This window comes from Archangium sp. (genome assembly GCF_045802675.1).
Classification (GTDB): Bacteria; Myxococcota; Myxococcia; order Myxococcales; family Myxococcaceae; genus Archangium.
Genome location: NZ_JBJMQO010000012.1, coordinates 1 through 25,411, shown reverse-complemented (window position 1 = coordinate 25,411; position 25,411 = coordinate 1). Strand labels below are relative to the sequence as shown.

Sequence of the window (25,411 nt, the reverse complement as noted above, 5' to 3'; positions counted from 1 at the left end):
TTATGCCGAGGCGCTCAAGGCGCTGGGCAGCAGCCATGCCTGGATCGTGCACGGCCGGGACGGGCTGGATGAGCTCTCCATCAGCGGCCCCACCCAGATCGCCATCCTGGAGCAGGACACCGTCACCAGCCGCGAGATCACACCGGAAGATGCCGGCCTGAAGCGCTGGCCGCTGACCAACCCGGCGGGCGCGCGCTACCAGCTGCTCGGCACCTTCGCGGGCGAGCGGCTGGAGCAGACGGCGCGCGTGCTCTCCCGGCTCGGCAGCAAGAGGGCCTGGGTGGTGCACGGCCGGGACGGGCTGGATGAGCTGTCCCCGTGCACGGTCTCGGACGTGGCGGAGCTGCGCGAGGACGGCTCGGTGCGGACCTTCACCCTCTCCCCGGAGGATGCGGGTCTGGAGCGGGTGCCGCCCGAGTCCATCGTCGGCGGGGACGTGGAGGACAACGCGCGCCGCCTCCAGGCGCTGCTGGCCGGAGAGCGCTCCGGCGTGCGCACCGCGGTGCTGCTCAACGCGGCGGCGGCGCTGGTGGTGGTGGGCCGGGCGGCGGACCTCAAGCAGGGCGTGCTGCTCGCGGTGGAGTCCATCGACTCCGGCGCGGCGGCGGCCAAGCTGAAGGCCCTCGTGAAGGCGGGTGCGGCATGAGCGCGCCCGAGACGGACAAGCTCGCGGCCATCTTCGCGCGCAAGCGCCGGGAGCTCGCCGCGCGCAAGCCGCTGGTGGCCGCCGCGCCCCGCCCGCCCTCGCGGGACTTCGCTGCGGCCCTCACGAAGCACCGCGCGGGCCTGCCGGTGAACGTCATCGCCGAGGTGAAGCGCCGCAGCCCCTCGGGTGGCGACTTCCCGCACCAGGACCTCGTCTCGGTGGCGCGGGCCTATGAGGCCGCCGGAGCCAGCGCGGTGAGCGTGCTCACCGACGACGTGGACTTCGGAGGCAGGCTCGAGGACCTCCTGCAGGTGCGGGCGGCCATCTCGCTGCCGGTGCTGCGCAAGGACTTCCTCGTGGCGCCGCAGGAGGTGGAGGAGAGCGCGGCCATCGGCGCGGACGCGGTGCTGCTCATCGCGGACGCACTGGAGGACGGCGAGCTCGCGGAGATGGTGGCGGCGGCGAAGGCGTGCCGGGTGGCGGCGCTCGTCGAGGCCCACACGCACGAGCATGCCGAGCGGGCCCTGAAGGCGGGCGCGGAGCTGGTGGGCATCAACAACCGGAACCTCGCCACGCTGCGCACGGACACCACCACGGCCCTGCGAGTCATTCCCGAGCTGCGCAGCCGGGCCAGGGCGCTGGTGGCCGAGAGCGGCCTCAAGACGCGCGAGGACTTCGTGGCGGCGCGAGCGGCCGGTGCCGATGCGGTGCTCGTGGGCGAGTCCCTGCTGCGCGACGCCGAGCCGGGCCGGGCGCTGGCGCGGCTGCTCACGGGTGCGCCGTGAGCCCGCGGGTCAAGATCTGCGGCGTCACCCGCGTGGAGGACGCGCGGATGGCATGGGCCGCGGGAGCGGACGCGCTGGGGCTCAACTTCTACCCGCGCTCGCCGAGGTACGTGACGCCGGAGACGGCGGCGGCCCTGGCGCGCACGCGGCCGGCGTTGGGCTCGGTGGTGGGCGTGTTCGTCAACGAGTCCGCGGACGTCATCCGCGCGCGGGTGCGTGACAGCGGCCTCACGGCGGTGCAGCTCCACGGGGACGAGCCGCCCGAGGCCTGCGCGGGCTTTGGCGTGCCGGTCATCAAGGCCCTGCGGGTGAAGGGCCTCGAGGACGTGGAGAAGGCGCGCACCTACGTGGGCGTGGGTGACGTGGCGGCGCTGCTGCTGGACGGGGCGGCGCCGGGCTACGGCGGAGGCGGCGTGGGGTTCGACTGGTCGCTGGTGGCGCGGCTGGCGGACGCGGGCGTGCCGGTGCTGGTGGCCGGCGGACTGCACCCCGGAAATGTTCAGGAAGCCGTGCGGGCCACCCGGCCCTACGGTGTGGATGTGGCGAGCGGGGTGGAAGTCAGCCCCGGCATCAAGAACGCGGACGCGGTGCGCGCCTTCGTGCGCGCCGTGAAGACCCTGCCTTGGGAGTGATGGACACCATGGAGACGCAAACCGCCCCGGGCCGCTTCGGGCGTTATGGCGGCCGCTATGTGCCGGAGACGCTCGTCCCGGCGCTGATGGAGTTGGAGCAGGCCTATGCCGAGGCCCGCAAGGACCCGGCCTTCGACGAGCAGGTGGCGCAGGTGCTGCGCGAGTTCGTCGGGCGCGAGACGCCGCTGACGCCCGCGCGCCGGCTCACCGAGCTGTGGGGCGGCGCCGAGGTGTGGCTCAAGCGCGAGGACCTCGCGCACACGGGCGCCCACAAAATCAACAACACCATCGGCCAGGTGCTGCTCGCCAAACGGATGGGCAAGAAGCGCGTCATCGCGGAGACGGGTGCGGGCCAGCACGGCGTGGCCACCGCCACCGCGTGCGCCCTCTTCGGCCTGACGTGCGAGGTGTACATGGGCGCGCTGGACGTGGAGCGCCAGTCGCTCAACGTCTTCCGCATGAAGGCGCTCGGCGCGACGGTGCACCCGGTGGAGTCGGGCTCGCGCACGCTCAAGGACGCGATGAACGAGGCCATGCGCATCTGGGTGGCCCAGGTCCAGGACACCTACTACGTCATCGGCAGCGCGGCCGGCCCCCACCCCTACCCCACCATCGTCCGCGACTTCCAATCCGTCATCGGCCGCGAGGTGCGCACCCAGTCGCTGGTGGCCTTCGGCAAGCTGCCGGACGCCATCATCGCGTGCATCGGCGGCGGCTCGAACGCCATCGGCATCCTGCACCCCTTCCTCGAGGACAAGGGCGTGAAGCTGGTGGGCGTGGAGGCCGGTGGGCATGGCCTGAGCTCGGGACAGCACGGCGCGTCGCTGACGCTGGGCACCGAGGGCGTGCTGCACGGCTCGCGCTCGCTGGTGCTGCAGGACGAGCACGGGCAGATCATCGAGGCGCACTCCATCTCCGCGGGCCTCGACTACCCGGGCGTGGGGCCGGAGCTGGCGCACATGGCGAAGACGGGGCGGCTGGACGTGCGCACCGCCACGGACGACGAGGCGCTCGCGGCCTTCTACCAGGTGTCCCGCACCGAGGGGATTCTTCCCGCGCTCGAGTCCTCGCACGCCTTCGCGCGAGCGGGGGAGCTGGCGCGCGAGCTGGGCAAGGGCAAGTACCTGGTCATCAACTGCTCGGGCCGCGGCGACAAGGACGTGGCCACCATCGCGGCACGCGGGATTCCCGCGGCCATCGGTCAGGAGGGAAGATGAGCGCCGAAATCGCGGATGCGTTCGCCCGGGCGAAGGCTCGGGGCGAGGGCGCGCTGGTGGCGTACGCCATGGCGGGGGATCCGGACCTGGCCCGCTCGGTGGACGTGTTCGCCGCGTGCGTGGAAGGCGGCGCGGACATCCTCGAGATTGGCGTGGCGTTCAGTGATCCCATCGCAGACGGCCCGGTCATCCAGGCCGCCTCCGAGCGGGCGCTGAAGGCCGGCTCCACGCTCAAGCGGGTGCTGGACGAGGTGGTGCCGGCGGTGCGCGAGCGCTGCCCGCAGACGCCGCTGGTGGTGATGACGTACGTGAACGTCATCATGGCCATGGGCGAGGAGCGCTACGCGAAGCTGGCACGCGAGCGCGGCGTGTCGGGCACCATCCTTCCGGACCTGCCTCCCGAGGAGAGCGCGAGCATCCGCGCGGCCTTCGACAAGGAGGGTCTGGCGCTCATCCCGCTGTGCGCGCCGACGACGCCGCCTGCGCGGGCGGAGACCATCGCCAGGGACGGGCGGGGCTTCGTCTACTGCGTGTCGGTGGCGGGAGTGACGGGCATGCGCTCGGAGCTGCCGTCGAACCTGTCCGAGCGGCTGGAGCTGGTGCGCCGCTTCTCGCCGGTGCCGGTGGTGGCGGGCTTCGGCATCTCCACCGCCGAGCAAGCCCGGGTGGTGGGCGCCCACGCGGATGGCGTGGTGGTGGGCAGCGCGATCGTCCGTGCGGCGCAGGCCGATGGGCCCGCGGCAGCGCGTCAGGTGTGCGCGGAAATCAAGCGCGGCCTCAAGCGCTGACCTCCCCGTGCGGCCCTCTCCTTCCGGGGAGAGGGCCCGGGGGATCGAGGTCCTCGGGCGGTAGGATGCGGATTCGAGGTGTGACACCCGCGTCAGACCTCCCTGCCCGCCCTGGTGAATCACTCGCGGCGCCCTGCCTCTCTCGCCCGAGTGACTGGAGAGGGAATCGCGCGAGGCTACCCGGATGCGCCTGGACGGACTGGCCGAAGTGGCGTTCCCTCCAGGCTTGGCGTAGGGGCGCATCGCAGCCTGTCGAGCCTCGCGGTCACGCGCGGAAGACTTCCCGCCCCGGCTCCATGACGAAATCGAAGTCGACCCACGAGGCCGCGAGCGCCGTCTGTCCCCCGGGCTCGAGACCCAGATCGGCCGAGAAGGGATGACTGGCGTGGTCGCCCCAGCTCACCTGGAACGTGCCCGGGAGCTGGCCGTACCCGCGCAGGGTCTTCACGGCCGCCTTGGCCTCGATGATGGCCTGGTAGCAGGCACGGTCGGTGTGCTGGGCGTCGCGGAACTGCTTCAAGAACGCGATCGTCACCTCGTCCGCAGTGAAGCTCCGCGCGAGCGACGAAGCCCACGCGCCCGACGAGTCGAGCGGCCGGATGACATTCCCCATCACCTCGGCGACGGAGCGCAGCGGGCCTGGAGCGGCCTCGCTCCGCGTCACCTCGAGGATGGGGGCCCGGGTGCCGCACGTCTCGGGGGTGTTCCGCGCGAGGACCTCGCCCACCAGCGAAAGGTGCTCGAGCGCATGTCCCGAGCGGCGGGCCTGAACCTCGACCACGCTCTTGGGGAAGCCGTAGATCTCCCGTCCGGCGGCCGCGGCGGCACCCGTCGAGACGAAGACGTGGGGCAGGAACCAGACCAGCCGGTCGGGAATCAGCCCTCCCGTGCCGGGTCGCATGGCCCAGGCGGGCACCCAGAAGGCCACATCGGTCTCGGGCATGTAGCCCAGGCGGCGGTGCTCGGGGTCTCCGGAGAACGCGCGTCCGGCGAAGGCCGCGGCGAGCACGACGAAGGGAGCCGCGGCCACGTAACGCACCTGCCCTCGCGCGGGGATGTTCAGGTACCGGTCGAGCAGCGCGCTCAGGGCCTTCCGCCGCGCCCCCAGCACGAACGCGCTCATCGAGACCTCTTCCAGCACGTAGGGCGAGCGCAGGGCCATCTCACCGGGGCGGTCGACGTAGCGCGGCAGCGAGACCCTGGGCGCGGCGCGCCGCCGGGGAACCTCGCCGACGATGGACACCGGAGCACCGAGCGCCCTCGCCGCCATCAGTCCGGACATCGTGGCGGCCTCGATGCAGCCAAGGTCATAGCCGGTCCGGGTCCAATCACCCGCCAGGACGAGCCCCTCGAACCCGGACTCATCGGGGGCGATGCGGTACTTCTGCGTGCCCGGCACTGACAGCACATAGCGGTCCGACGGCTCCGCGTTGACGCGCAGGTACTGAGCGTGCAAGCGCTCGGGCCCGGTGCGCCCTTCCGGGTCAAAGAGCCGCTCCCACCGGAGCTTCCCGCTCGGGTCAGCGCCGCCCGGCCAGATGTGCCCCAGGTGCTCCTCGAGGAAACCGCGCGCGACTCCCTCCAGCGCCGCACGGTCATCGGCGCGTGGGTCCTTCTCGGCGACAGGGTCATCACCGTTGCCGAGCTGGCCGCAGGCGTAGAGGAGCCCTCGCACGCCGTCGCGCTCCTTCCAACCCTCGGCCGGGAGGAGATGCGACATGTCCGCCCAGGTCTCGAGTGGCACCTGATAGGCCGTCGTCACGGGTGCATCCGCGCTCGAGGCGAGCGGCCCGATGGGCGTGGTCACCCAGAGCTGCATCGACACCGTGCGCACCGTCTTCACGTGCTCGACCATGCGCTGCCACTTCGGGCTCGCCGCGATGAGCTCCGAAGCGATGAACGGAAGCGCCCCGATCGAAATCCCGAGCACCACATGCCGGAAGTCCTCGCCCAGGCGCAGCGTGCGTTGCTCGACGGGAGTCCACTCGCTCCAGAAGGAGGCCACCTTCGCGCCGTGACGCGCGAGCGCCTCGCCCTCGACGAGCTGCTCATGGAGAGGTTGCTCGGGCCAGCACGGTATCCCCCCGACCTCGATGAGCGGGTGATACTCGCCCGTCCTGGGAGTCGCCTGCCGCGCGATGACGACGCGCTCGACGCGCCGCTGGTCGGCGGAGAGCTCGAGCTTCCGCACGCGGTGGAAGAACTCGAAGCGGACGCCGCGCCGCCGCAGCACCTCGTACAAGGGCGCGATGACGGTTTCGCCCATGCCCGCGCGCATCTTGTAGAAGATGGCGCCGCGGTAGCACGTGAACATGCGGATCATCCCGAGCAGCGCGAGCCCCGCGCCCGCCCCCGCGCCGTCGCAGAAGGCGAGGTGGTAGAAGGCGCGGACCAGGCCGCTCGACACCGTCAGCTCGGACGCGCCGTGCTTGCGCAGCCAGTCGGTGAAGTCGAGCTCGTCGAGCGCCTCGAGCTCTCCGGCCGGGCCGAAGACGCCCTCGCGCAGGATGCCCACCAGGCAGACGGCGCTGTACTCGAGGAGAGTCCACAGCCGCCGCAGGTGGGCGTCGACCTCGAGGTCGCGCCGCGCCAGGGTCCGGAGCTTGTCGAGCAGGGACCCGACACTGTCGGAGAGGGCACGAGCCGCCTTGCCACCGAGCAGCGACGCCTGGGGCGAGCTCACCTGCTGGAGCAGGCTCCCGAGCTGCCGGGCCACGTCGTCGACGCCCGGCAGGGCGCCTCGCTGCCGTTTCCACCAGTCCATCGCATAGCGGAGCACCTGCAGGGTCGCGGCGCGCAGGCACTCGGCGGGGGTTGGCAACGGGCGCCCATCGCCGGGCCACTCGTCGGTCTCGGGAAAGTTGACGCTCCAGTGCTCCCAGCCGCGCGGGGTCCGCTCCCCGACGGCGATGGAGCTGTGCTTGATGAAGGCGTCGCGCAACGTGCGCATCGCGGCGCCCGGTGGACGGCCGAGCTCCTCGTAGCAGCGGCGCAGCAGCGTGAAGGCGTTCTCGTAATACCCGAGCCAGACGTGCAGGCCGTGCTCCTCGATGCGGCCGTGCTCCTCGCGGTTGCGGACGCTCGCGCCCTTCCCGCCAAGCAGCCACCCGTCCTGGTAGACGGTGAGCGCATAGCGCTCGCGGAGCTCCGGCGTGTCGGACAGGGCAAAGGCGGCCGAGAGCGAGGCCATGCCTCCTCCCAGGATGGCGATCTTCTCGCGGTGCGGAGGCCGATTCATGGGGTGGAGGTTACAGGAGATGGAGAGGGGATCGAAAAACGCATGGCAGAGCAGAGGGGCCCGCACGGGGGTGTGAGCGCCGCGCCCGAGCCGCACGCCTGGCTGCTGCCCGCGCCAGATGGAGGACGGTGGCGAGCAGGGGGCGCAGGGCTCCCCCTACGTCCCCGGCTGAAAGCGATTGCGCTCCGTGCGTGCCCGGAGCCCCTCCCGGACGGCCCTCACGAGGGCGCTCGCGGCCAGCTCGCAGTCGTCCGCGGAGCAGATGGCGGACACCACCGACACCCCGTCCGCGCCCGCGGCGATGACCTCCGCGGCGTTGTTCGCGTTGATGCCGCCAATCGCCACGACCGGGACGCGCAGCAGGCGACGCAGCCGGGCGAGCTCCTCCAGCCCGAGTGCCGGAGTGGCATCCGCCTTGGTGCCCGTGGGGAAGATGGGGCCCACGCCCGCGTAGTCCACCACCGCGGGGTCCAACGTGGGCAGGTCTTCCGCCCCGGTGATGGATAGGCCCACCAGCGCCTCGGGCCCCAACAGGCGCCGGGCCACCTCGGGCGGAAGGTCGCCCTGCCCCACGTGCACCCCGTCCGCCCCCAGCGCCAGCGCCAGGTCCACCCGGTCGTTGACGATGAGCGGCACCCCGAGCGGGCGGAGCCGTTCGAGCAGCACCCGGCCCAGCTCCAGCGTCTCGCGCGCCGAGCCCTCCTTCTCGCGCAACTGCACCACGGTCGCTCCGCCGCGCACCGCGGCGAGCACCACGTCCACCAGCTCGCGCCCGCGCACCAGCAGCCGGTCGGTGACGAGGTAGACGGACAGGTCGGGCACCCGGCGGGACATGGCGGAGCCTCCTCAGCGCATGCGGACCCGGGCCCGCACGGTGGCCTCGTCCAGGGTGTGGAGCGCGTCCAGCAGGTGCATCTGCAACGAGCCCGGCCCCTTGGACTGCTCGGCGGCGAGCTCTCCGGCCAGACCCAGCACGGCGAGGGCGCGAGCGGCGGCCAGCACCGCATCGGACTCCACCGCCAGGAAGGCGCCCACGAGCGCGGACGCCGTACACCCCATGCCCGTCACCCGGGCCATGAGCGCGTGGCCGTTGTCCACCGCCACCATGCGCTCGCCATCGGTGACGTAGTCCGTCTTGCCCGTGACGGCCACCACCGTGCCCAGGCGCGAGGCCAGTTGCCGAGCCGCGTCGAGCGAGGCCTCGGAGGAGTGGGTGCTGTCCACGCCCTTCGTGGCACCCGCCTCGCCCGCCACCGCGAGCACCTCCGAGGCGTTGCCCCGGATGACCGCCGGAGCATGCCGCGCCAGCTCGGTGGCGGTGGCGGTGCGGTAGCGCGTGGCCCCGGCACCCACGGGGTCCAACACCCAGGGCACCTGCCGCTGACGCGCGGCGTGGACGGCCAGCCGCATGCCGTCCACCCAGTCCGGCGAGAGCGTGCCGATGTTCACCACCAGCGCCTGCGAGATCGCGGTGAACTCGGCCACTTCCTCGCGCGCGTGCACCATGGCGGGCGATGCCCCCACCGCGAGCAGGGCATTGGCCGTGTTGTTCATCACGACGTAGTTGGTGATGTTGTGCACGAGCGGCGCGCGCTCCCGCACCGCCTTCAGCGACTGCCACACGCCAGTGATCAGCTCCATCGCGGGCTCCTCATGCCGTGGCATTTAACACCCTCTCCGCCTCGGAACCCCGCCCGGTCCACGAGGGAGCGGCACGGAGCGCTCCCCCGCCCGCCTCCCTGGCCTTCGGGACAGCGGGCACCTCGCGCTCGATGACCATGGTGGACTCATGACGTTCGAGCGGAAGGCAGGGACCTCGGAGCAACGGGACCGGATCCTCCAGGCACTCGAGGAGTTGCTGGAGATAGCCCCCACGGATACCGGGTCGGCGATGAGGCAGGCCGCCAATTGCATCATCGAGCTCACCGGGGCCGACAAGGTCGACGTGTTCCTCTTCGAGCCGTCCACCACCACCCTCGTCGCCGTCGGGACGAGTGACACCCCCATGGGCAGGAAGCAGAAAAGCCTGGGGTTGGACCGTCTTCCGCTCGCCAATGGAGGACGGACCGTGGAGGTCTTCCAGACGGGCAAGACGTGGCACCACAACCGCCAGGATGAGGACGCAGGGGAGCTGCCGGGAGTCAAGCAGGGGCTCGGCGTCCGCTCGCACATCGGAGTCCTCATCGAGGTCGGCGGCGAGCGAAGAGGGGTGCTCGACGTGCAGTCCAGCACGCCAGACTTCCTCACCGCGGACGACGTGCGCTTCCTCCAGACGGTGGCCCGATGGGTGGGCGCGGTAGCCCACCGGGTCGAGCTCAGCGAGGCACTGACGAAGTCGGCCATGGAGCAGGGGCGCCGTGCCGCCGCCGAGGAGCTCATCACCATCCTGGCGCACGACATGGGCAACCATCTGGTCCCCATCCGGCTCCGCCTCGAGATGATTCACCGGCGCGCGGCGCGGGAGCGGGCCTCGGAGTACCGGCGGGATGCCGAGGCCGCCGAGCAGTCACTCAATGCGCTCAACCGGCTGATCTCGGACCTCTTGGATGTGGGGCGGTTGGAGCAGGGCCTCTTCGCCCTGGCGCGCTTTCCGGTGGACCTGGCGGCGATCGCCGAGGAGGTGGCCCGGGTATCCACCCTGCCCGGCAAGGAGATCCAGCTCACCGGCATGCAGGAGCTGGTGGTGCAAGCGGATCCGAATCGCATCCGCCAGGCGCTCGAGAACCTGGTGGCCAACGCGCGCAAGCACTCCCCGGCCGGACTTCCCATCACCGTCAGCGTCAACCGCGAGCAGCGCCAGGACGGGCCGTGGGCGCTCGTATCGGTGAAGGACCAGGGGCCGGGCATCGCCCCGGAGCTGATGCCCCGGATCTTCGAGCGCTTCGCCAAGGGGCCCGGCTCCAAGGGGCTGGGGCTCGGGCTGTACCTCGTGCGGAGCATCGCCGAGGCCCACGAGGGCACGCTGACGGTGCACTCGGAGCCCGGCAAGGGTGCCCTCTTCGTGCTGGCGCTGCCGATACGTGACGTCCAGGAAGAGGGCTGAGCCGCCCCCTCACACCGAGCGGCGGGGCTCCTCCTCCGGCTCCACCTCGAAGGAGGGCAACGGCAGGACATCCTCGTCCTCCTCCTGGCCCGCGCCGGGCCCCGGCTTCTCGAGCAGCGCGAGGATGGCGGGGAAGAGCACCGTCGTGCCCAGCGTGGCGCAGGCGACGCCCAGCAGCGCGAGCTCGCCGATGGAGCGCAGCCCCGGGTGGCTCGCGGTGAGCAGCGCGCCGTAGCCCGCGGCATTGGACAGCGTGGCCACCACCGCCGCCACGCCCGTGGTGCGCACCACGTGCGGCAGCGAGCCCGGCCCCTCCTCCTGGTAGCGGTGGTAGAGGTGCACCGCGTTGTCCACGGCGATGGCGAGCAGGTTGGGCAGCACCACCGCGTTGATGAAGTTGAGCTTCAGGCCGTAGAGGTACATGGCCGCCGGCAGGCACGCGAGCCCGATGTACAGCGGCCCGGCCACCAGCCCCGCCTTACGCAGGCTGCGCAGGCTCACCGCCATCATCGCGAACACCGCGAGCCCCGCGGCCAGCAGCAACCAGGGCCCATCCAGCTTCACCAGCTCGAAGATGCGGTAGGCGATGAGGTTGGAGTCCAGCACCTGGAAGCTCAAGCCCTTCGCCCGCGCCACCTCGCGCAGCTCGCCCATCTGGTCGCCGAAGCGGTGCAGCGCTTCCGTGTCGGAGAGCGACTCGCGCTTGAAGGCCAGCACGAAGCTGCCCTCACCATCCAGCGCGGTGAAGCGGCGGCGCACCTCGGCGGGCAGCGCCTCCACGCCGTAGGGCTTCGCGTCCAGCATCGCCTGCAACTGCTCCAGCGCGGGGCGCAGCCGCTCCGAGCTCCTGGCACTCTCGGGCAGCCGGTCCACGAAGGCGCGCAGCGCGGCCCGCTCGGCCTCCACGTCGCCGCCCGTGCGCGGCAGGAAGTCGTTGAGCGACACCACCTCCGCGAAGGTGCGCTCCTCGCCATGATGGGCCTCCATCTCGCGCAACGTGGCCGCGAGCTGGCCCGCCTGCGTCACGTCCCGGGTGAGGAAGACGGTGGGCGAGTGGCGCCGACCCAGCTGGGAGATGATGCGCTCGTCCAGCTTCGTCGCGGCGAATTCCCCGCGCAGCTTGCGCATGTCGGGCTCGAAGCCGATGCGGCCCATCACCGTGGTGGAATACGCCACCAGCGCGCCCACGCCCACGACGATGCCCACCAGCACGCCCCGGGGCAGGCGCTTCGGCGCGGCACGGGGCTCGGTGGGCAGCGGGGCCTCGGCGCGCCCGGGACGCAGCCGCTCGGTGAAGGCGATGAGCGCGGGGCCGATCAGGTACGTGGCCAGCACGGTCAGCATCACACCCGCGGCGGCGATCCACCCGAACTGGGCGAAGGCCTGGAACTCGGCGAGCGTGAGCGCGGCGAAGGCGGCGGCGTTGGTGCAGGCCGACGTCAGCGCGCCCTTCCACGTGCCCAGCACCGTCTCGCGCAGGGCCTCGCCCGCGGGGAAGTGGCGCCGCTCCTCGGCGTAGCGCATCGCCAGGTGCAGGCCGTACTCGATGCCCAGGCCGATGAGGATGGCCACCAGGAAGCCGGTGATGATGTTGAGGTAGCCGATGGTCTGCTGCGCCACCGCGAAGGTGATGAGCAACCCCACGCCCACGGGCGCCATCACCACCAGCAGCGAGGAGATGCGCCGGCACGACAGCACGACGATGAGCACCGCGATGACACCCGAGAGCAGCGAGGAGCGCGTGAGGTCCTGGCGCATCCGCCGGTCTTCCTCGAGCCGCAGCACATGCGCGCCCGTGGCGTCCGTCAGCACGCCGGGGAAGTCCCGGGCCACCTCGGCGCTCGTGTCCTGCACGCGCGACACCAGCCGCTGCGCGAAGGCGAGGTCCCCCGCGAGCCCGGTGGGCTTCACGAAGAGGTAGAGCTCACCGCCATCCTTCGACGTGAGGTACTCGCTCAGGCCCATGCGGGGCGCGTGGCGGCGGGCGAGCTCCTCGAGCGTGGGCGGCGGAGGCGTGTCCTCGAGCTGCACGACGAGCGGATTGGCCGCGAGCTTCTCCGCCTTGAGCACACCCTCGAGGTCCTCGCGCAGGCCGCGCAGCTGCTCCGCGGAGAGCAGCAGCAGGGCGCGGTCCTTGAAGAAGCGCACGTCGTAGCGGAACTCGACGTAGCGGACCTCCTCCAGGGCCTCCAGCCGGGGCGCCACCGCGTGGGCGAAGCGGCGCAGCGTCTCCGGGGTGGCCCCCCGGGCGCGCAGCACCAGGTAGCCATCCCCTCCGGCCTTCTGGGACACGGACTCGAGGTCGCGCACTTCCAGGGTATGCGCCGGGAGCAGCTCCACGAAGGAGCCATGGAAGACGAGCCGCGAGGCGAGCAGTCCCGCCAGGAGGGTTACAACCACCACACACGCGAGCACCCGCCCCGGCCGCTGATACGACAGCCAGGCGAAGCGCTCCATCGCTTTGTCGAAATTCAAGGGTAGACCTCACCACCGAGGAGTCCGGGTCCGGCGCACCCAGGCTCCGCGCAACTCCGTCACATCTCTGTCTCATGAATTCCCCCGCTGCCCAAGGGCCCCGGGGCGCTGAAACAATTCGTAAGACGGGGCCCCGCGAAACCACCTCTCCCTTCATTGAGCCCGGGGCCTTCGGCCACGCAGGATGCCGCCCCATGAAGCCCTCCACCCCCGTGCTCGTCCTCGTCCGCCATGGAGAAACCGCGTGGAGCCGCAGCGGCCAGCACACCGGACGCACGGACATTCCCCTGCTCGAGGACGGGCGCCGCATGGCCACCGAGCTGCGCGAGCCGCTGCGCCGCTGGGACTTCGCCGCCGTGTGGACGAGCCCCCTGAGCCGCGCGAGCGAGACGTGCGCGCTCGCGGGCTACGGCGGTGTGGCCCAGCTGCGCTCGGACCTGATGGAATGGGACTACGGCGCCTTCGAGGGCAAGACGAAGGACGACATCCGCGCCACCAGCCCCCACTGGACGCTGTGGACGGACGGCGTGCCGTGCGGCGAGTCGGCGCGGGACGTGGGCGCGCGCGCGGACCGCGTCATCGCCGAGGCCCGCTCCGTGGAGGGCAACGTGCTCCTCTTCGCGCACGGCCACCTGCTGCGGGTGCTCGCCGCGCGCTGGCTGGGCCTGCCCCCCACCGAGGGCCGCCTCTTCAACCTGAGCACCGCCTCCATCAGCGTGCTCGGCTTCGACAGTGACGGGGACCTGCAGGTCCTCCAGCTCTGGAACGACACCACCCACCTGCGCGGCTGAGCCCGATCAGCGCCTCTCCCCTTGCCCCCGCCCTCTCCCCGGCAACGGGCTCCTCCGCCCCCCCTCATTTTGACTTTGATTCTCAAATTCGCTATCGAGCCCTCATTCATCGTACGCGGGGCCGCTCACGCGGCTCGCCGAGGGAAGGCCGCAACATGAAGAAGCTGGGCTGGATGGCACTGGTGGCGGGGGCGCTGGTCTCCGCGGGCTGTGGGACGGAGCCGCTGGAGGAGTCGAGGGCGAAGCCGGTGGTGGAGCGCTACGCGGCGCTGGTGAACGAGAACTACACGGACGTGGTGGAGAAGGCGCGGGCGCTGCGCACAGCGGTGGAGGCCTTCGTGGCGGACCCCACCGAGGCGAAGCTGACGGCGGCGCGCAACGCGTGGCTGGCGGCGCGTCCGGCCTACACCCAGAGCGAGCCCTTCCGCTTCTACGGCGGCCCCATCGACGACGAGGAGACGGGCCCCGAGGGGCGCATCAACTCGTGGCCGCTGGACGAGGCCTATATCGACTCGGTGGAGGGCGCGCCCAACGCGGGCATCATCAACGCCACGGCCGCCTACCCCACGCTCTCCGAGGAGCTGCTCGAGTCGCTCAACGAGCGCGACGGCGAGACGAACATCGCCACGGGCTACCACGCCATCGAGTTCCTGCTGTGGGGGCAGGACCGGAGCGTGACGGGCCCGGGCAACCGGCCGGCCACGGACTTCGTGGACGGGGGCACGGCGCCCAACGCCGCGCGCCGCCGCGAGTACCTGAAGCTGGTGACGGACCTGCTGGTGAAGGACCTCGAGTCGGTGCAGGCGCAGTGGACGCCGGGCGGGAACAACTACGCGAAGAGCTTCACCGCGCTGACGCCCGAGGAGGCCGTGCAGCGGATGCTCACCGGCATGGGCGCGCTGAGTGGCGCGGAGCTGTCCGGCGAGCGGATGACGGTGGCCTACGACAACAAGGACCAGGAGGACGAGCACTCCTGCTTCAGCGACAGCACGCTGGCGGACCTGTACGGCGATGCGCTCGGCATCCAGAACGTGTACCTGGGGCGCTACGGCTCGCAGGACGGCAAGGGCCTGGACGAGCTGGTGGCGGCGGTGGACCCGGCGCTGGACAAGAAGATGAAGGAGAGGCTGCAGGCCAGCCTGGACGCCATCCAGGCCATTCCGGGCCCGTTCGACCAGGCCATCCTCGGCGCGGACAATAGCCCCGGCCGCCAGAAGGTGAAGGCGGCCATCGACGCCCTGCGCGCGCAGACGGAAGCGCTCGTGGAAGTGTCCACCGTGCTCGGCGTCGAGCTCAACCTGGAATGAGAGAACCCATGCGGCGCACGTTCAGCCTGTTGTTGCTCCTCGCTTGCGCCTGCGGTGAGGAGGGCCCCGAGCCGGGAGAGGAGCTCTCCGGCGGAGAGACGACCGTCCACGACACCACGCGCAATGCCTTCACGCTGGCGGCGCGCAACCTCCAGGGCGAGCGGCGTGATGCCTTCTTCGTCGGCAACGCGCTCTTCAATCGCAACTGGGTGATGGCGCCCTCCTCCACCGAGGGCCTCGACGGGCTGGGCCCCACCTTCAACGCCCCCTCGTGCGCCGGGTGCCACTTCAAGGACGGGCGCGGCAAGCCGCCCACCGAGCCGGAGGAGAAGCCGCTGGCGCTGCTCTTCCGGCTGAGCATCCCCGGACAGGACGCCCATGGCGGGCCGCTCGGGGACCCCACGTATGGCGGGCAGCTGCAGCCCCAGGCCATCCTCGGCGTGCCGGCCGAGGGCGGCGTGGCCTTCACGTACACGACGCGCGAGGGCACGTACGCGGACGGCACGGCGTACACGCTGCAGGAGCCGCACTACGCGCTGGTGGACCTGGCCTTCGGCCCCGCGCATCCGGAGCTGAGGGTGAGCCCTCGAGTGGCGCCGGCCATGGTGGGGCTCGGGCTGCTGGAGGCCATTCCGGACAGCGCGCTAGCGGCCCTGGCGGATCCGGACGACACGAATGGCGATGGCATCTCCGGCCGCGTCAACCATGTCTGGGACGTGGAGCACGGCGAGGTGCGCGTGGGCCGCTTCGGCTGGAAGGCCAACCAGCCCTCGCTGCGCCAGCAGGACGCGGGCGCCTTCCGGGGCGACATGGGCATCACCTCGGACCTGTTCCCCGAGGAGGAGTGCACGTCCGCGCAGCAGGCCTGCCTCGCCGCGCCCTCGGGAGGTGCGCCCGAGCTGGACGCGCAGAAGCTGGACGCGGTGACGTTCTACTCGCGGACGCTGGCCGTACCGGCGCGCCGGGACGTGGACAACACCGAGGTGCTGCGTGGCCGCCGGCTCTTCCGCGATGAGCTGGAGTGCGCGAAGTGCCACGTGCCGCGCCACGAAACGGGCGTGGTGGAGGACGCACCGGAGCTGTCCAAGCAGGTCATCTTCCCGTACACGGACCTGCTGTTGCACGACATGGGGCCGGAGCTGGCGGACCACCGCCCGGACTTCGAGGCCACGGGCACGGAGTGGCGCACGCCACCGCTGTGGGGCATCGGGCTGGTGGAGACGGTGAACCGCCACACGCGCTTCCTGCACGATGGCCGGGCCCGCTCACTGGAGGAGGCCATCCTCTGGCACGGGGGCGAGGCCGAGCGCTCGCGAGAGCGTTTCCGCACCCTGTCCGCCACTGATCGCGCGGCGCTGCTGCGCTTCCTGGAGTCGCTGTGAATCATCTCGTGCGCCGTCTCATCCCCGCCCTCGTCCTGCTGTCGCTCGCCGCCCTGGCGAGCTGCGGCGATTCCCAGGGCACCGCCCTGCGCTCGGCCTTCCTGAAGGAGCTGTCCGCAGACACCGTCGTCCCCGCGTACCGCGATCTCGACACGCGCACCGAGGCGCTGGCCGGGGCGCTCTCGGCGCTGGAGGCCACGCCCACCGAGGGCACGCTCACCACGGCGCAGTCGGCCTGGAGGGCGGCGCGCGAGGCGTGGATGCGTCAGGAGGGCTTCCGCCTGGGCCCCTCGGAGGAGCTGCACACGTCGGCCGCGGTGAACCAGGTGCCGTCCACGACGGGCATCGACAGCCTGCTCGCGAGTGACACGGCCCTCACCGAGACCTCGGTCGCGGAGCAGGGAGCGAACCGCAAGGGCATGCTCGCCATGGAGTACCTGCTCTTCGACGCCGAGGGAGGCAACGCGGCGGTACTCTCGCGCCTGACGGCGGAGGGGAACGCGGGCGTGCGCCGGAGGGCGTACCTGAAGGCGCTCGGGGCGGTGCTGCATACGGACGCCGTGACGTTGCGCAACGCGTGGGAGCCGGACCAGGGCAACTATGCGGCGCAGCTGTCCAACGCGGGCAACGACGGGAGCACCTATGCCACGCAGAAGGACGCGGTGGACGCGGTGGTGAACCGGCTGATCGCCACGGTGGAGACGGCGGAGAAGAAGCTGTCGAAGCCGCTCGGGTTCGAAACGGGAGGCACCGTGCGTCCGGAGCTGGAGGAGGCGCGGCGCAGCGACAACTCGGTGAAGGACCTGGAGGACACGCTGTCGGGCCTGGAGCGGGTGTGGCTCGGGGCGAACGGGGACGGAGGACTGTCGCGAGTGGTGGCCGCCAGCAACAAGCAGACGGACGAGACGGTGCGGGGAGACCTGGCGGCGGTGCGCTCGGCGCTGGAGGCGATTCCTCCGCCGCTGCGGACGGCGCTGCATGACCACCGCGAGTCGGTGGAGGACGCCCGAGCGGCCTTCTCGCAACTGCGAGCCACGTTGGCCTCCGAGGTCGTCGCGAACCTGGGAGTGACGTTGACGTTCAACGACAACGATGGGGATTGAGAGCACCTCTCCCCGAGCACGGATCCGCGAAGCCCTCTTCGCGCCGGTGGATCCAGCATCGCTCGTGGTGTACCGGGTGCTCTTCGGGCTGCTGATGGTGGCGGCCGTGGCGCGCTTCTTCGCGTACGGGTGGATCCACGAGCACTACCTGACGCCGCGAGTCCTCTTCCCCTACGCGGGGCTGGAGTGGATCCGCCCGTGGCCGGGCGTGGGCATGTACCTGCACTTCGCGCTGATGGGGCTCGGAGCGCTGGGCATCGCGCTGGGGGTGGCGTACCGGGCGAGCGCGCTCACGTTCCTGCTCACCTTCACGTACGCGCACCTCATCGACAAGACGTACTACCTCAACCACTACTACTTCATCTCGCTGGTGGGGGTGCTGCTGGTGGCACTCCCATTGGGCGAGGCGGGAGCGCGGCGCGCGGTACCGGCGTGGTGGCTGTGGCTGCTGCGAGTGCAGGTGGGGCTCGTGTACTTCTTCGGCGGCGTGGCCAAGCTGAAGAGCGACTGGCTGCTGCACGCGCAACCGATGAAGATCTGGCTCGCGGCGAGCACGGACCTGCCGGTGCTCGGACAGCTCTTCGAGCAGCAGTGGGCACCGTACGCCTTCAGCATCGCCGGAGCGGTGTTCGACCTGGGCGTAGTGCCCGCGCTGCTGTGGAAACGCTCGAGGGCCCTGGCCTACGCGGCGGTGGTGGCCTTCCACGTCATCACGCGGATGCTGTTCCCCATCGGCATGTTCCCGTGGCTGATGATCGCGGGCGCCCTGCTCTTCTTCCCGCCCGACTGGCCGCGGAGGCTCGCGAGTTGGCTCCGGCGTGGGCCCATGCGCCCCACCGTGCAGCCCGAGCGCGCCCCTGCCCCACTCACGAAGCGCGCATGGGTGGGCCCGGTGCTCGCGGCGGCGTTCCTCGGAGTGCAACTCCTCCTGCCGCTGCGGCACCTGCTCTACCCGGGCGAGCCGCTGTGGACGGAGGAGGGCTTCCGCTTCGCGTGGAACGTGATGCTGATGGAGAAGGACGGGGTGGCGGAGTTCCACGTCCGCGAGCCCGCCAGCGGGAAGCACTGGAGAGTGTCTCCGAGCCAGCACCTCACGCCGGACCAGGTGCGGATGATGAGCACGCAGCCGGACATGCTGCTGACGTTCGCGCACTACCTGGCGCACCACTTCGCCGAGCAGGGACACCCGGGCGTGGAAGTGCGCGCGGACGTCTTCGTGAGCCTCAATGGCCGGCCGCGCCAGCGGCTCGTGGACCCCACGGTGGACCTCGCGGCGGTGGGGCCGTGGGAAGACCTCCACGGCTGGGTGCTGCCCTTCCGACAGGTGGATCCCCCTTGAGTGGTAGAGACGGTACGGTCACGGTGGGATAGAACCTCCCGACACGCCACGGATGGATGGCTCTATCGGAGGTCCGTAATGGGGGTTGCGACCGATGACGATGTCACTCCGCTGCTCAATCAGTGCAGCGATGAAGATCTCCAGCCACTCGTTGACTATATCCTGAACGCCGCGACCAACGATCTTGAGACATCCTCCGGCTACAAGGCCCAGCCTGGAGCTCCGTCCACCTACGTCTCGGAGATCGTCTACGAGATCAAGACGTTCGGCGGCAACACCTTCGCCAACATGTTCCGTGAGGACGGCGTCCCCTATCGGGAGGTTGTCACGGACGTCGCCGAGCGACTGAAGGTCGATGTGTCGGAGAACGACACTGTCGAGGAGATGGAACACGGCATTCTCACCAAGGTCCTCGGAGACATGCTGCAGAAGATGTCCCCCGAGGAGCGCCAGCAGTTGGATGAGGAATTCGCCGAAGCCGGGCGGGCCGCGGGGGACAAGGGGTCCACCGTCCCGCTGAGCATCCTCATCCTGCAAGGCGGGGTGCGCCTGTCGGGCTTCATGGCCTACCGGTTCGCCGCCATTGTCGCCAATGCCGTGGCTCGCGCGGTTCTTGGCCGGGGACTTTCGGTGGGTGCCAATGCAGCACTCATGCGCGTGCTGGGAATGGCTGCGGGCCCCATCGGCTGGGTGCTCACGGGGGTGTGGACGGCGATCGACATCGCGGGCCCGGCGTTCCGGGTGACGTTGCCGTGTGTGTGCCACGTGGCGTTTCTGCGCCAGAAGCAGGCCTACAAGGGGGTTCTGTGACTCACTCGACCATTTCCGTCGCGTTCGAGGTCCCTGCTCGGATCCTGGAAGGATTGAAGAAGGGAGAGATGATTCGACGGGGTGGGGTCATCCAGCGTCCAGATGGACCCGTCGTCATGTGGCTGCGTGAAACAGGTGGGCTCCAGAAGGCCCTGGAGACCCAGCCCGTACAAGCCGCACAGCGCACCCTGCAGGGTGCAATGGAGCGGGCAGGAGTGCCCACCACCAGCGTCATGGGACTGCCCGCTCTTCAGTTGGGGCTGATGGCGATCGGTTTCGCGCTGCTGTATCGCAAGCTCGGCTGCATCCAGGAACGATTGGATGAGGCTCTGAATCGACTCGCCGAATTGAAGGTGGAGGTGTCGTGGCTGGATCGGCGCGCGGACGCCGAGATCTTCGCGCGCTCCTCGGCGGCTATCGAATCAGCGCGTTGGGCGGAACAGTCCGGCCGGCTGGAGCAACTGGCGCTGTTACGACATACACTCACGGAAGCCTGCTCTCACCATCGCGCACTGTTGACTGCGGCCATCAACGCGAATCGCGCCCATGCGCACGCAGGAGCCTATATGGCCCATTTGATGGGTCTGGCGCAGGTCGGCCTTGCTCGGGCGCGCTGCGATGCCCTGCTCGATGGTCCCCCACGGGCCCGAGAGCATTTCCTGCCCGTGAAAAAAGAGGTGGAACAGTTCACCGAGGTGTTGCGGGCTCCTCTGCGTCAGCTCGACAAACACCCGGAACTGCTGCTGCTCACTCCTGGCGCGAAAGCCTCGGTTCGCGACGCGCTCGGCTCCGCGCGCATGGTGGAGGACGGACTCGTGACGCTCGACACCCAGCTCGAGCATTGCACCCGTCATGGCCTCTCCTGGAAGGAGTGGGAGTCAATCGGAGCAGGAGAAGAAAGTGAACAAGTGCTGATTCTCTTGCCCGGCTCGGCCATGGGCCGCGAGGAGGCAAGACACTAGGCACTTGCCCTCAGCCGCAGCCTCCCTGCCCCGCCGACTTCGTCCCAAACCCGTACTGTCCATCCATATGAATCAGACGCCAGTCGAGCGCTGCGAGGACTGTGGCTGGTACACCGGGCCCAATGAGCCTGCGTTCAGCTCGTGCGAGGGGTGTGGTCGCAGGTTGTGCCGAAAATGCGTGGCAGAAGGATGCTGTGGGCATTCTCCTGCGAGGACTTTCAAGGGTCATGCCGTCTCGCGAGCCAATGACCCGGGTCCCGAACTGCCTGCTACCGTCGAGCATTCAATGGGAAGAGCCAATAGCCCGCCGATGACCAGGGCTAACTATGACATTGGCCGATGCTGTCCTCGTGCCAGCAAGGTTCCATGTTCGTGCGCCATGGCATGGGAATGCCCCGAACACGGGCCGAAGCATGTGGGCAAACACGACTGAACTCCGCCCTGGAACTCCACGACCTTCCCGCACGTGGTCAGGAGGGCTGACGGATTTCCCATGGTGGGGCGGCACGCCCCCCAGGCAACCGCGCTCGAGTGCCTGGGCCTCCGCGAGCCCTGACCGTCGTTATCTTGAGGGAAGGTCTACCACCGAGCGAGCTGACGGCCCGAAAGGACACACTCCATGAGAGGCAAGCGCTTTTCGACCCCCCTGTCTGACTGGCGTCCGGCCAAGCCCAAGAAGATGGGCAACCCGGTCTCGAAGATGACGCAGGTCTCCGGCAAGCGCATCGGTGGGGCGCTGCGAGCGGAATACGCTCGGCAGCAAAAACGGCGCGACACCCGGCACTGAGCCTTCGCCCGGGGGCTGCCCACCAGCCGACCTCTCAGGCGCTCGTGCTGCTCAAGAGCGTGCACCCGCTCCCCTGAAGCTCTTATGAAGGGGGTGCACTGGCTCGGGCCGCAGCACGAGGGAGATAGGTATGTTCCTGATCAAGACAGAGAAAGAGTTCCTGCAGGCGTTCCGCCCGCGGGACCGGGAGAAGGTCGAGCTTCCCAAGGGCATCAAGTTCCCGCTCTTCGTCCGTGACTACTTCACGTGGGTGGAGCCCGCCGGGACGCGGGTGTTCCTGGTGCTCCCTGCGCCGGACGGCAAGCGGCCCATGGGCATCGCCTTCCGCCGCGATCAGCACGCGGGTGTAACACCGTCGCATATGTGCGACTGGTGCCACGCCTACGGCTCGTCGAACGAGATTGGCCTGCTCACCGCGGATGTGAGCTCGAAGCGCCGGGTGGGCGTGAACCTCTGCCTGGACCTGCGCTGCAAGGAGAAGCTCGAGTCGGCGGCGGACTTGTCGGGCCGCAACCCGCGCGACTACACGGATGCGCTGATGGAGCGCATGACGCACTTCGCGCGCGAGGCACTCCGGATCGAAACCGTTCCGGAGGATTGAGTCCGCGCGGGGCGCGACCCGGCCGAGTGGCTACAGCTTCCCGTCGAGGAAGTTGCGCACCAGCCGGGGGCCCTCGGGCGTGAGGACGCTCTCGGGGTGGAACTGCACGCCCACCACGGGCCGCTCGCGGTGGCGCAGCCCCATGATGAGCCCGTCCGGCGTCCACGCCGTCGCCTCCAGCTCCGCCGGGAGGCTCGCCGCCTCCACCACCAGCGAGTGGTAGCGCGCCGCCTGGAAGCCCTGGGGCATGCCCTCAAAGATGCTCCGGCCCTCGTGGCGGATGGCCGCCGTCTTGCCGTGCACCGGCTCGGGCCCGCGAATCACGTTGCCACCGAAGACGGCGCCGATGGACTGGTGGCCCAGGCACACGCCGAGCACCGGCACCTTCGACGCGCGGATGGCCGCCATGCTCACCCCGGCCTCGTGCGGCGTGCAGGGCCCCGGCGACACCACCAGGTGCGACGCCCCGGAAGCCGCCACGCCCTCGACGTCGATCTCGTCGTTGCGCGCCACCTGCACCTCGGCCCCGAGCGTGTAGAGCAGCTGCACGAGGTTGAAGGTGAACGAGTCGTAATTGTCGATGACCAGAATCACCGCACACCTCCCTCTCGGGCCTGCTTCAGGGCCGTCAGGAGCACGCGCGCCTTGGCCTCGGTCTCGTCCGCTTCCTTCGAGGGCACCGAATCCGCCACGAGCCCCGCGCCCGCCTGCCACAGCGTGCGGTCCCCGTCGATGAAGAAGGTGCGCAGGGCGATGGCCAGGTCCAGCGCGCCGCAGAAGGACAGGTAGCCCACCGCGCCCGCGTAGGGACCACGGCGCGTGGGCTCCAGCTCGTCGATGATCTGCATCGCGCGAATCTTCGGAGCGCCGGACACCGTGCCCGCGGGGAAGGTGCAGGCCAGCGCGTCGAGCGCGTCGTACTTCGCGTCCAGCTTGCCGCGCACCTGCGAGACGATGTGCATCACATGGCTGTAGCGCTCGATGACCATCAGGTCCTCGACGCGCACCGAGCCCGGAGCCGCCACGCGGCCCACGTCGTTGCGGCCCAGGTCCACCAGCATCATGTGCTCGGCGCGCTCCTTCTCGTCGGCGAGCAGCTCCTTCTCCAGCGCGATGTCCTCGGCCTCGGTGGTGCCGCGGCGGCGGGTGCCGGCGATGGGGCGCACCACGACGTCGCCCTCGCGCACCTGCACGAGCAACTCCGGAGAGGCGCCCACGAGCGCGCGGGCCTCGCCCAGCTCGACGTGGAAGAGGTAGGGCGAGGGGTTGATGCGACGCAGGGCGCGGTAGAGCGAGAGCGGCGGCGGAGCACCCTTCGCCTCGAAGCGGCGGGCGAGCACCACCTGCATGCAGTCACCGGCGCGGATGTATTCCTTCACGCGCTCGACACCGGCCTCGTAGCCCGCGCGGTCCCAGTGGACGGAGACGTCGGCCTCGCCGCGCATGGGCGGATGCGAGACGTAGGCATCCACGGGCAGGGGCCGCAGCAGCCGCTCGGCGAGGGCCTCGGCGCGAGCCTCGGCATCGGCGAGGGCCTGGGCGACGCTGGCATGGCGCGAGGGCCGGGCGATGGCGGTGGCCTGAAGCGTCTGGGTGCGCGAGTCGTGGGTGACGAACTCCTCGCACAGCAGCCACTCGGAGTCGGGGAAGGAGAGGTCGGGGGCATGCCGGTCGGGCACGTGGCGCTCGAACCAGGACATGCAGTTGTAGCCGAGGTAGCCCACGAGGCCGCCGACGAACGGGGGCTCGCCGGGGAGCTTGGCGACGGCGTGCTCGCGCCAGATGGAGCGCAGGACGTCGAGCGGCTTGCCCTCGAGACGCTGGGACTGTTCACCGCGCCAGAGGGTGCCGCCGTTGCGGTCGAGCCGCAGCCGGCCGGAGGGGGCGGTGCCGATGTGGCTGTAGCGGCCGAAGCGCTCGCCACCGTGGCAGGACTCGAGGATGAAGCCTCGCGCGCCACCGAGCTTGAGGTAGGCGGAGAGCGGGGTGTCGAGGTCGGCGGGGAGCACGACCGAGACGGGGACCGCCTCGCCCTTCTCCGCGCGTTGGCGGTAGGCCGCCTTGCGCTCCTGAGCGTTCATCACGTTCCTCTGTGCAGGCCCCTGAGAGGGCTGGGGTGAGGGTATGGGGCCCACTCAACCCGTCTCCGTTATCCCCCGTCTGGAGCGGCCGGGAAAGAGGCCCGGGCCTCGGCTCAACCCGTTGCCCGGCTTGACGGGGACTCGAATCACTCCTCGGTTCCCCAACGAGCGGGCATACGGCCGGTCATCCGTATTTCACCGGGAGGGACGCGCCTGCTCTCGAGGGCCGAAGAGCCACTCCAGGCCGCGCCACACGTCATCGCGCCAGGCCGGGTAGTTATGGCCGCCGTGGTACTCGCGGTACTCGGCGCGGTGGCCGGAGTGCTGGAGCACGGGGAGCATGCGGTGGTTGCCCTCGGCGAGCGCCTCGAAGTGGCCGCAGTCCATCCACACCTCGAGCGGGCGCGAGGGAGCGCTGCGGGCGAGGTCGAACACCACGAAGTCGCGGTTCCACACGCTGAAGGCGCCCGACTGCGAGAGCACGTGGCCGAACACCTCCGGCGCACGCAGTCCGGTGTACAGGGCGATGAGCCCACCGAGCGACGCGCCCAGCACACCATGGGCCCCGGGCTCGCGCGTCTCGTCCACGAGGTTCAGCTCACGCCGGGCGAGCGGCAGCACCTTGTGCAGCAGGAAGGCCAGGGTGGCTTCGCTGCAGGTGTACTCGACGGTGCGCGCGGGGCCGCCGTTGGCCACCATGGCGAGCGCGATGGGGCGGATGCGCCCCTGGGCGATGAGGTTGTCCACGAGGGTGGGCAGCTTCGCGCGGCGCAGGAAGTCCGGCCCGTCGAACACCACCACCAGAGGACAGGGCTCCTCGGTGGGAGGCGCGTAGAGGAACACGGGGCGCGTGCGGCCCACGCAGAGCTCATCGGTCTCCACGACATGCCGGGTGACGAGTCCCCGAGGCCCCTCGCGCTGCCGCCGCGCGAGGGGCGTGGGTTGCGCCTCGGGCATGTGGAAGAAGTGATTGAAGTCACCGAAGCCGTTGGGGGCGAGGCGCTTGCTGTTGAGCGGGTCTCGCACGCGCTGGCCCTTCGCGTCCTGGAACGCGTACTCCACATAGGTGTCGCGAGGCAGCGTGAGCGAGTGCGTCCACAGTCCGGGCGCCACCTGCTGCAAGGCGATGGGCTCACTGGACCAGTCCTGGAAGTCCCCCGTCACGGACACGGGGCGGCGCCCGCGCCACACGAAGGTAGCCGTCTCGCCATGGATGACGGGGCTACCTTCGGTGCGGGCTTTCTTCTCGAGCGTGGTGGCGTCCATGGGCGGACGCTAGCCGCCCCCGATGGACGCGGCCAGCCTCACGGCTAACGCGCGAGCGCGGTGCGCAGCGGGCGGATGGCCACCCATCCCAGCAGGGCGGCGAACACCCAGCGGCCCCAGTGCGAGCGCTCCTCGGCCACCGGATGGTTGCGCGGGGC

General features: G+C 70.4%; 21 protein-coding genes and 1 pseudogene. 15 read left to right on the top strand and 7 right to left on the bottom strand.

Annotation, left to right across the window (positions count from 1 at the left end):
* The 5 genes and pseudogenes from ACJ8AN_RS02755 to trpA all read left to right on the top strand — a co-directional run.
* Window positions 1–646: pseudogene (locus ACJ8AN_RS02755) on the top strand (anthranilate phosphoribosyltransferase); the annotation flags it as partial.
* On the top strand, window positions 643–1,431 hold the full coding sequence (locus ACJ8AN_RS02750) for an indole-3-glycerol phosphate synthase TrpC (RefSeq protein WP_407753627.1): 789 nt from the start codon (window positions 643–645) through the stop codon (window positions 1,429–1,431). The pseudogene ACJ8AN_RS02755 and the gene ACJ8AN_RS02750, both read left to right, overlap by 4 nt.
* Complete coding sequence (locus tag ACJ8AN_RS02745) at window positions 1,428–2,063, top strand: phosphoribosylanthranilate isomerase (protein ID WP_407753626.1); 636 nt, start codon at window positions 1,428–1,430, stop codon at window positions 2,061–2,063. Before ACJ8AN_RS02750 ends, ACJ8AN_RS02745 begins: the two co-directional genes overlap by 4 nt.
* Before the next feature lie 8 nt (window positions 2,064–2,071).
* The gene (trpB, locus tag ACJ8AN_RS02740; RefSeq protein ID WP_407753625.1) at window positions 2,072–3,280 is read left to right on the top strand and encodes a tryptophan synthase subunit beta; all 1,209 of its coding nucleotides are present in this window, start codon (window positions 2,072–2,074) and stop codon (window positions 3,278–3,280) included.
* Window positions 3,277–4,068 carry a tryptophan synthase subunit alpha gene (gene trpA, locus ACJ8AN_RS02735; RefSeq protein WP_407753624.1) on the top strand — a complete coding sequence of 264 codons (792 nt, stop codon included), beginning with the start codon at window positions 3,277–3,279 and terminating at the stop codon, window positions 4,066–4,068. Before trpB ends, trpA begins: the two co-directional genes overlap by 4 nt.
* Before the next feature lie 265 nt (window positions 4,069–4,333).
* Here the strand turns inward: trpA and ACJ8AN_RS02730 are convergent, their stop codons facing one another.
* The 3 genes from ACJ8AN_RS02730 to thiM all read right to left on the bottom strand — a co-directional run bounded on the left by ACJ8AN_RS02730 (window position 4,334) and on the right by thiM (window position 8,947).
* Window positions 4,334–7,306, bottom strand: coding sequence for an FAD-dependent oxidoreductase (locus ACJ8AN_RS02730; protein WP_407753623.1), 2,973 nt, complete (start codon window positions 7,304–7,306; stop codon window positions 4,334–4,336).
* A 156-nt stretch (window positions 7,307–7,462) separates the two neighbouring features.
* Window positions 7,463–8,140, bottom strand: coding sequence for a thiamine phosphate synthase (gene thiE / locus ACJ8AN_RS02725; protein WP_407753622.1), 678 nt, complete (start codon window positions 8,138–8,140; stop codon window positions 7,463–7,465).
* Between the two features lie 12 nt (window positions 8,141–8,152).
* Window positions 8,153–8,947 carry a hydroxyethylthiazole kinase gene (gene thiM / locus ACJ8AN_RS02720; protein WP_407753621.1) on the bottom strand — a complete coding sequence of 265 codons (795 nt, stop codon included), beginning with the start codon at window positions 8,945–8,947 and terminating at the stop codon, window positions 8,153–8,155.
* Between the two features lie 148 nt (window positions 8,948–9,095).
* On the opposite strand from thiM, the gene ACJ8AN_RS02715 reads away from it, so the two are divergent.
* Window positions 9,096–10,349, top strand: coding sequence for an ATP-binding protein (locus ACJ8AN_RS02715; protein WP_407753620.1), 1,254 nt, complete (start codon window positions 9,096–9,098; stop codon window positions 10,347–10,349).
* A gap of 9 nt (window positions 10,350–10,358) precedes the next feature.
* On the opposite strand, the gene ACJ8AN_RS02710 is transcribed toward ACJ8AN_RS02715, so the two are convergent.
* Window positions 10,359–12,824, bottom strand: coding sequence for an efflux RND transporter permease subunit (locus ACJ8AN_RS02710; protein WP_407753619.1), 2,466 nt, complete (start codon window positions 12,822–12,824; stop codon window positions 10,359–10,361).
* A gap of 194 nt (window positions 12,825–13,018) precedes the next feature.
* On the opposite strand from ACJ8AN_RS02710, the gene ACJ8AN_RS02705 reads away from it, so the two are divergent.
* The 9 genes from ACJ8AN_RS02705 to ACJ8AN_RS02665 all read left to right on the top strand — a co-directional run bounded on the left by ACJ8AN_RS02705 (window position 13,019) and on the right by ACJ8AN_RS02665 (window position 21,906).
* Complete coding sequence (locus tag ACJ8AN_RS02705; protein WP_407753618.1) at window positions 13,019–13,615, top strand: histidine phosphatase family protein; 597 nt, start codon at window positions 13,019–13,021, stop codon at window positions 13,613–13,615.
* A 155-nt stretch (window positions 13,616–13,770) separates the two neighbouring features.
* Window positions 13,771–14,922: an imelysin family protein gene (locus tag ACJ8AN_RS02700; RefSeq protein ID WP_407753617.1), complete on the top strand. Its 1,152-nt coding sequence runs from the start codon at window positions 13,771–13,773 to the stop codon at window positions 14,920–14,922.
* An 8-nt stretch (window positions 14,923–14,930) separates the two neighbouring features.
* Window positions 14,931–16,304 (top strand): di-heme oxidoredictase family protein, encoded by a 1,374-nt coding sequence (locus tag ACJ8AN_RS02695; RefSeq protein ID WP_407753616.1) that lies wholly within the window; start codon window positions 14,931–14,933, stop codon window positions 16,302–16,304.
* A complete protein-coding gene (locus ACJ8AN_RS02690; RefSeq protein ID WP_407753615.1) occupies window positions 16,301–17,407 on the top strand; it encodes an imelysin family protein in 1,107 nt (368 codons plus the stop codon). Before ACJ8AN_RS02695 ends, ACJ8AN_RS02690 begins: the two co-directional genes overlap by 4 nt.
* Before the next feature lie 46 nt (window positions 17,408–17,453).
* The gene (locus ACJ8AN_RS02685) at window positions 17,454–18,746 is read left to right on the top strand and encodes an HTTM domain-containing protein (protein WP_407753614.1); all 1,293 of its coding nucleotides are present in this window, start codon (window positions 17,454–17,456) and stop codon (window positions 18,744–18,746) included.
* Window positions 18,747–18,824: 78 nt separating this feature from the next.
* Window positions 18,825–19,556 (top strand): YaaW family protein, encoded by a 732-nt coding sequence (locus ACJ8AN_RS02680; RefSeq protein WP_407753613.1) that lies wholly within the window; start codon window positions 18,825–18,827, stop codon window positions 19,554–19,556.
* Between the two features lie 116 nt (window positions 19,557–19,672).
* A complete protein-coding gene (locus ACJ8AN_RS02675) occupies window positions 19,673–20,518 on the top strand; it encodes a hypothetical protein (RefSeq protein WP_407753612.1) in 846 nt (281 codons plus the stop codon).
* Between the two features lie 619 nt (window positions 20,519–21,137).
* Window positions 21,138–21,305 (top strand): hypothetical protein, encoded by a 168-nt coding sequence (locus ACJ8AN_RS02670; RefSeq protein ID WP_407753611.1) that lies wholly within the window; start codon window positions 21,138–21,140, stop codon window positions 21,303–21,305.
* A 130-nt stretch (window positions 21,306–21,435) separates the two neighbouring features.
* Window positions 21,436–21,906: an FBP domain-containing protein gene (locus ACJ8AN_RS02665; protein ID WP_407753610.1), complete on the top strand. Its 471-nt coding sequence runs from the start codon at window positions 21,436–21,438 to the stop codon at window positions 21,904–21,906.
* Between the two features lie 30 nt (window positions 21,907–21,936).
* Here ACJ8AN_RS02665 and ACJ8AN_RS02660 read toward each other — a convergent pair whose 3' ends face one another.
* The 3 genes from ACJ8AN_RS02660 to ACJ8AN_RS02650 form a co-directional block, all read right to left on the bottom strand.
* Entirely contained in the window at window positions 21,937–22,500 is a 564-nt protein-coding gene (locus ACJ8AN_RS02660; RefSeq protein WP_407753609.1) for an anthranilate synthase component II, read from the bottom strand.
* Entirely contained in the window at window positions 22,497–23,987 is a 1,491-nt protein-coding gene (locus ACJ8AN_RS02655; protein ID WP_407753608.1) for an anthranilate synthase component I family protein, read from the bottom strand. The genes ACJ8AN_RS02660 and ACJ8AN_RS02655 overlap by 4 nt, the downstream gene beginning before the upstream one ends.
* 195 nt (window positions 23,988–24,182) lie before the next feature.
* On the bottom strand, window positions 24,183–25,253 hold the full coding sequence (locus ACJ8AN_RS02650; RefSeq protein WP_407753607.1) for an alpha/beta hydrolase-fold protein: 1,071 nt from the start codon (window positions 25,251–25,253) through the stop codon (window positions 24,183–24,185).
* Window positions 25,254–25,411: the final 158 nt, after the last annotated feature.

Excerpts from the sequence above, each read along its gene's own strand:
- thiE (WP_407753622.1), bottom strand. The coding sequence starts at position 8,140 with ATGTCCCGCCGGGTGCCCGACCTGTCCGTCTACCTCGTCACCGACCGG.
- ACJ8AN_RS02655 (WP_407753608.1), bottom strand. The coding sequence starts at position 23,987 with ATGAACGCTCAGGAGCGCAAGGCGGCCTACCGCCAACGCGCGGAGAAG.
- ACJ8AN_RS02680 (WP_407753613.1), top strand. The coding sequence starts at position 18,825 with ATGGGGGTTGCGACCGATGACGATGTCACTCCGCTGCTCAATCAGTGC.
- thiM (WP_407753621.1), bottom strand. The coding sequence starts at position 8,947 with ATGGAGCTGATCACTGGCGTGTGGCAGTCGCTGAAGGCGGTGCGGGAG.
- ACJ8AN_RS02670 (WP_407753611.1), top strand. The coding sequence starts at position 21,138 with ATGAGAGGCAAGCGCTTTTCGACCCCCCTGTCTGACTGGCGTCCGGCC.
- ACJ8AN_RS02750 (WP_407753627.1), top strand. The coding sequence starts at position 643 with ATGAGCGCGCCCGAGACGGACAAGCTCGCGGCCATCTTCGCGCGCAAG.
- ACJ8AN_RS02650 (WP_407753607.1), bottom strand. The coding sequence starts at position 25,253 with ATGGACGCCACCACGCTCGAGAAGAAAGCCCGCACCGAAGGTAGCCCC.
- ACJ8AN_RS02675 (WP_407753612.1), top strand. The coding sequence starts at position 19,673 with ATGTGGCTGCGTGAAACAGGTGGGCTCCAGAAGGCCCTGGAGACCCAG.
- ACJ8AN_RS02665 (WP_407753610.1), top strand. The coding sequence starts at position 21,436 with ATGTTCCTGATCAAGACAGAGAAAGAGTTCCTGCAGGCGTTCCGCCCG.
- ACJ8AN_RS02730 (WP_407753623.1), bottom strand. The coding sequence starts at position 7,306 with ATGAATCGGCCTCCGCACCGCGAGAAGATCGCCATCCTGGGAGGAGGC.
- ACJ8AN_RS02700 (WP_407753617.1), top strand. The coding sequence starts at position 13,771 with ATGAAGAAGCTGGGCTGGATGGCACTGGTGGCGGGGGCGCTGGTCTCC.
- ACJ8AN_RS02695 (WP_407753616.1), top strand. The coding sequence starts at position 14,931 with ATGCGGCGCACGTTCAGCCTGTTGTTGCTCCTCGCTTGCGCCTGCGGT.
- trpB (WP_407753625.1), top strand. The coding sequence starts at position 2,072 with ATGGAGACGCAAACCGCCCCGGGCCGCTTCGGGCGTTATGGCGGCCGC.
- ACJ8AN_RS02705 (WP_407753618.1), top strand. The coding sequence starts at position 13,019 with ATGAAGCCCTCCACCCCCGTGCTCGTCCTCGTCCGCCATGGAGAAACC.
- ACJ8AN_RS02715 (WP_407753620.1), top strand. The coding sequence starts at position 9,096 with ATGACGTTCGAGCGGAAGGCAGGGACCTCGGAGCAACGGGACCGGATC.
- trpA (WP_407753624.1), top strand. The coding sequence starts at position 3,277 with ATGAGCGCCGAAATCGCGGATGCGTTCGCCCGGGCGAAGGCTCGGGGC.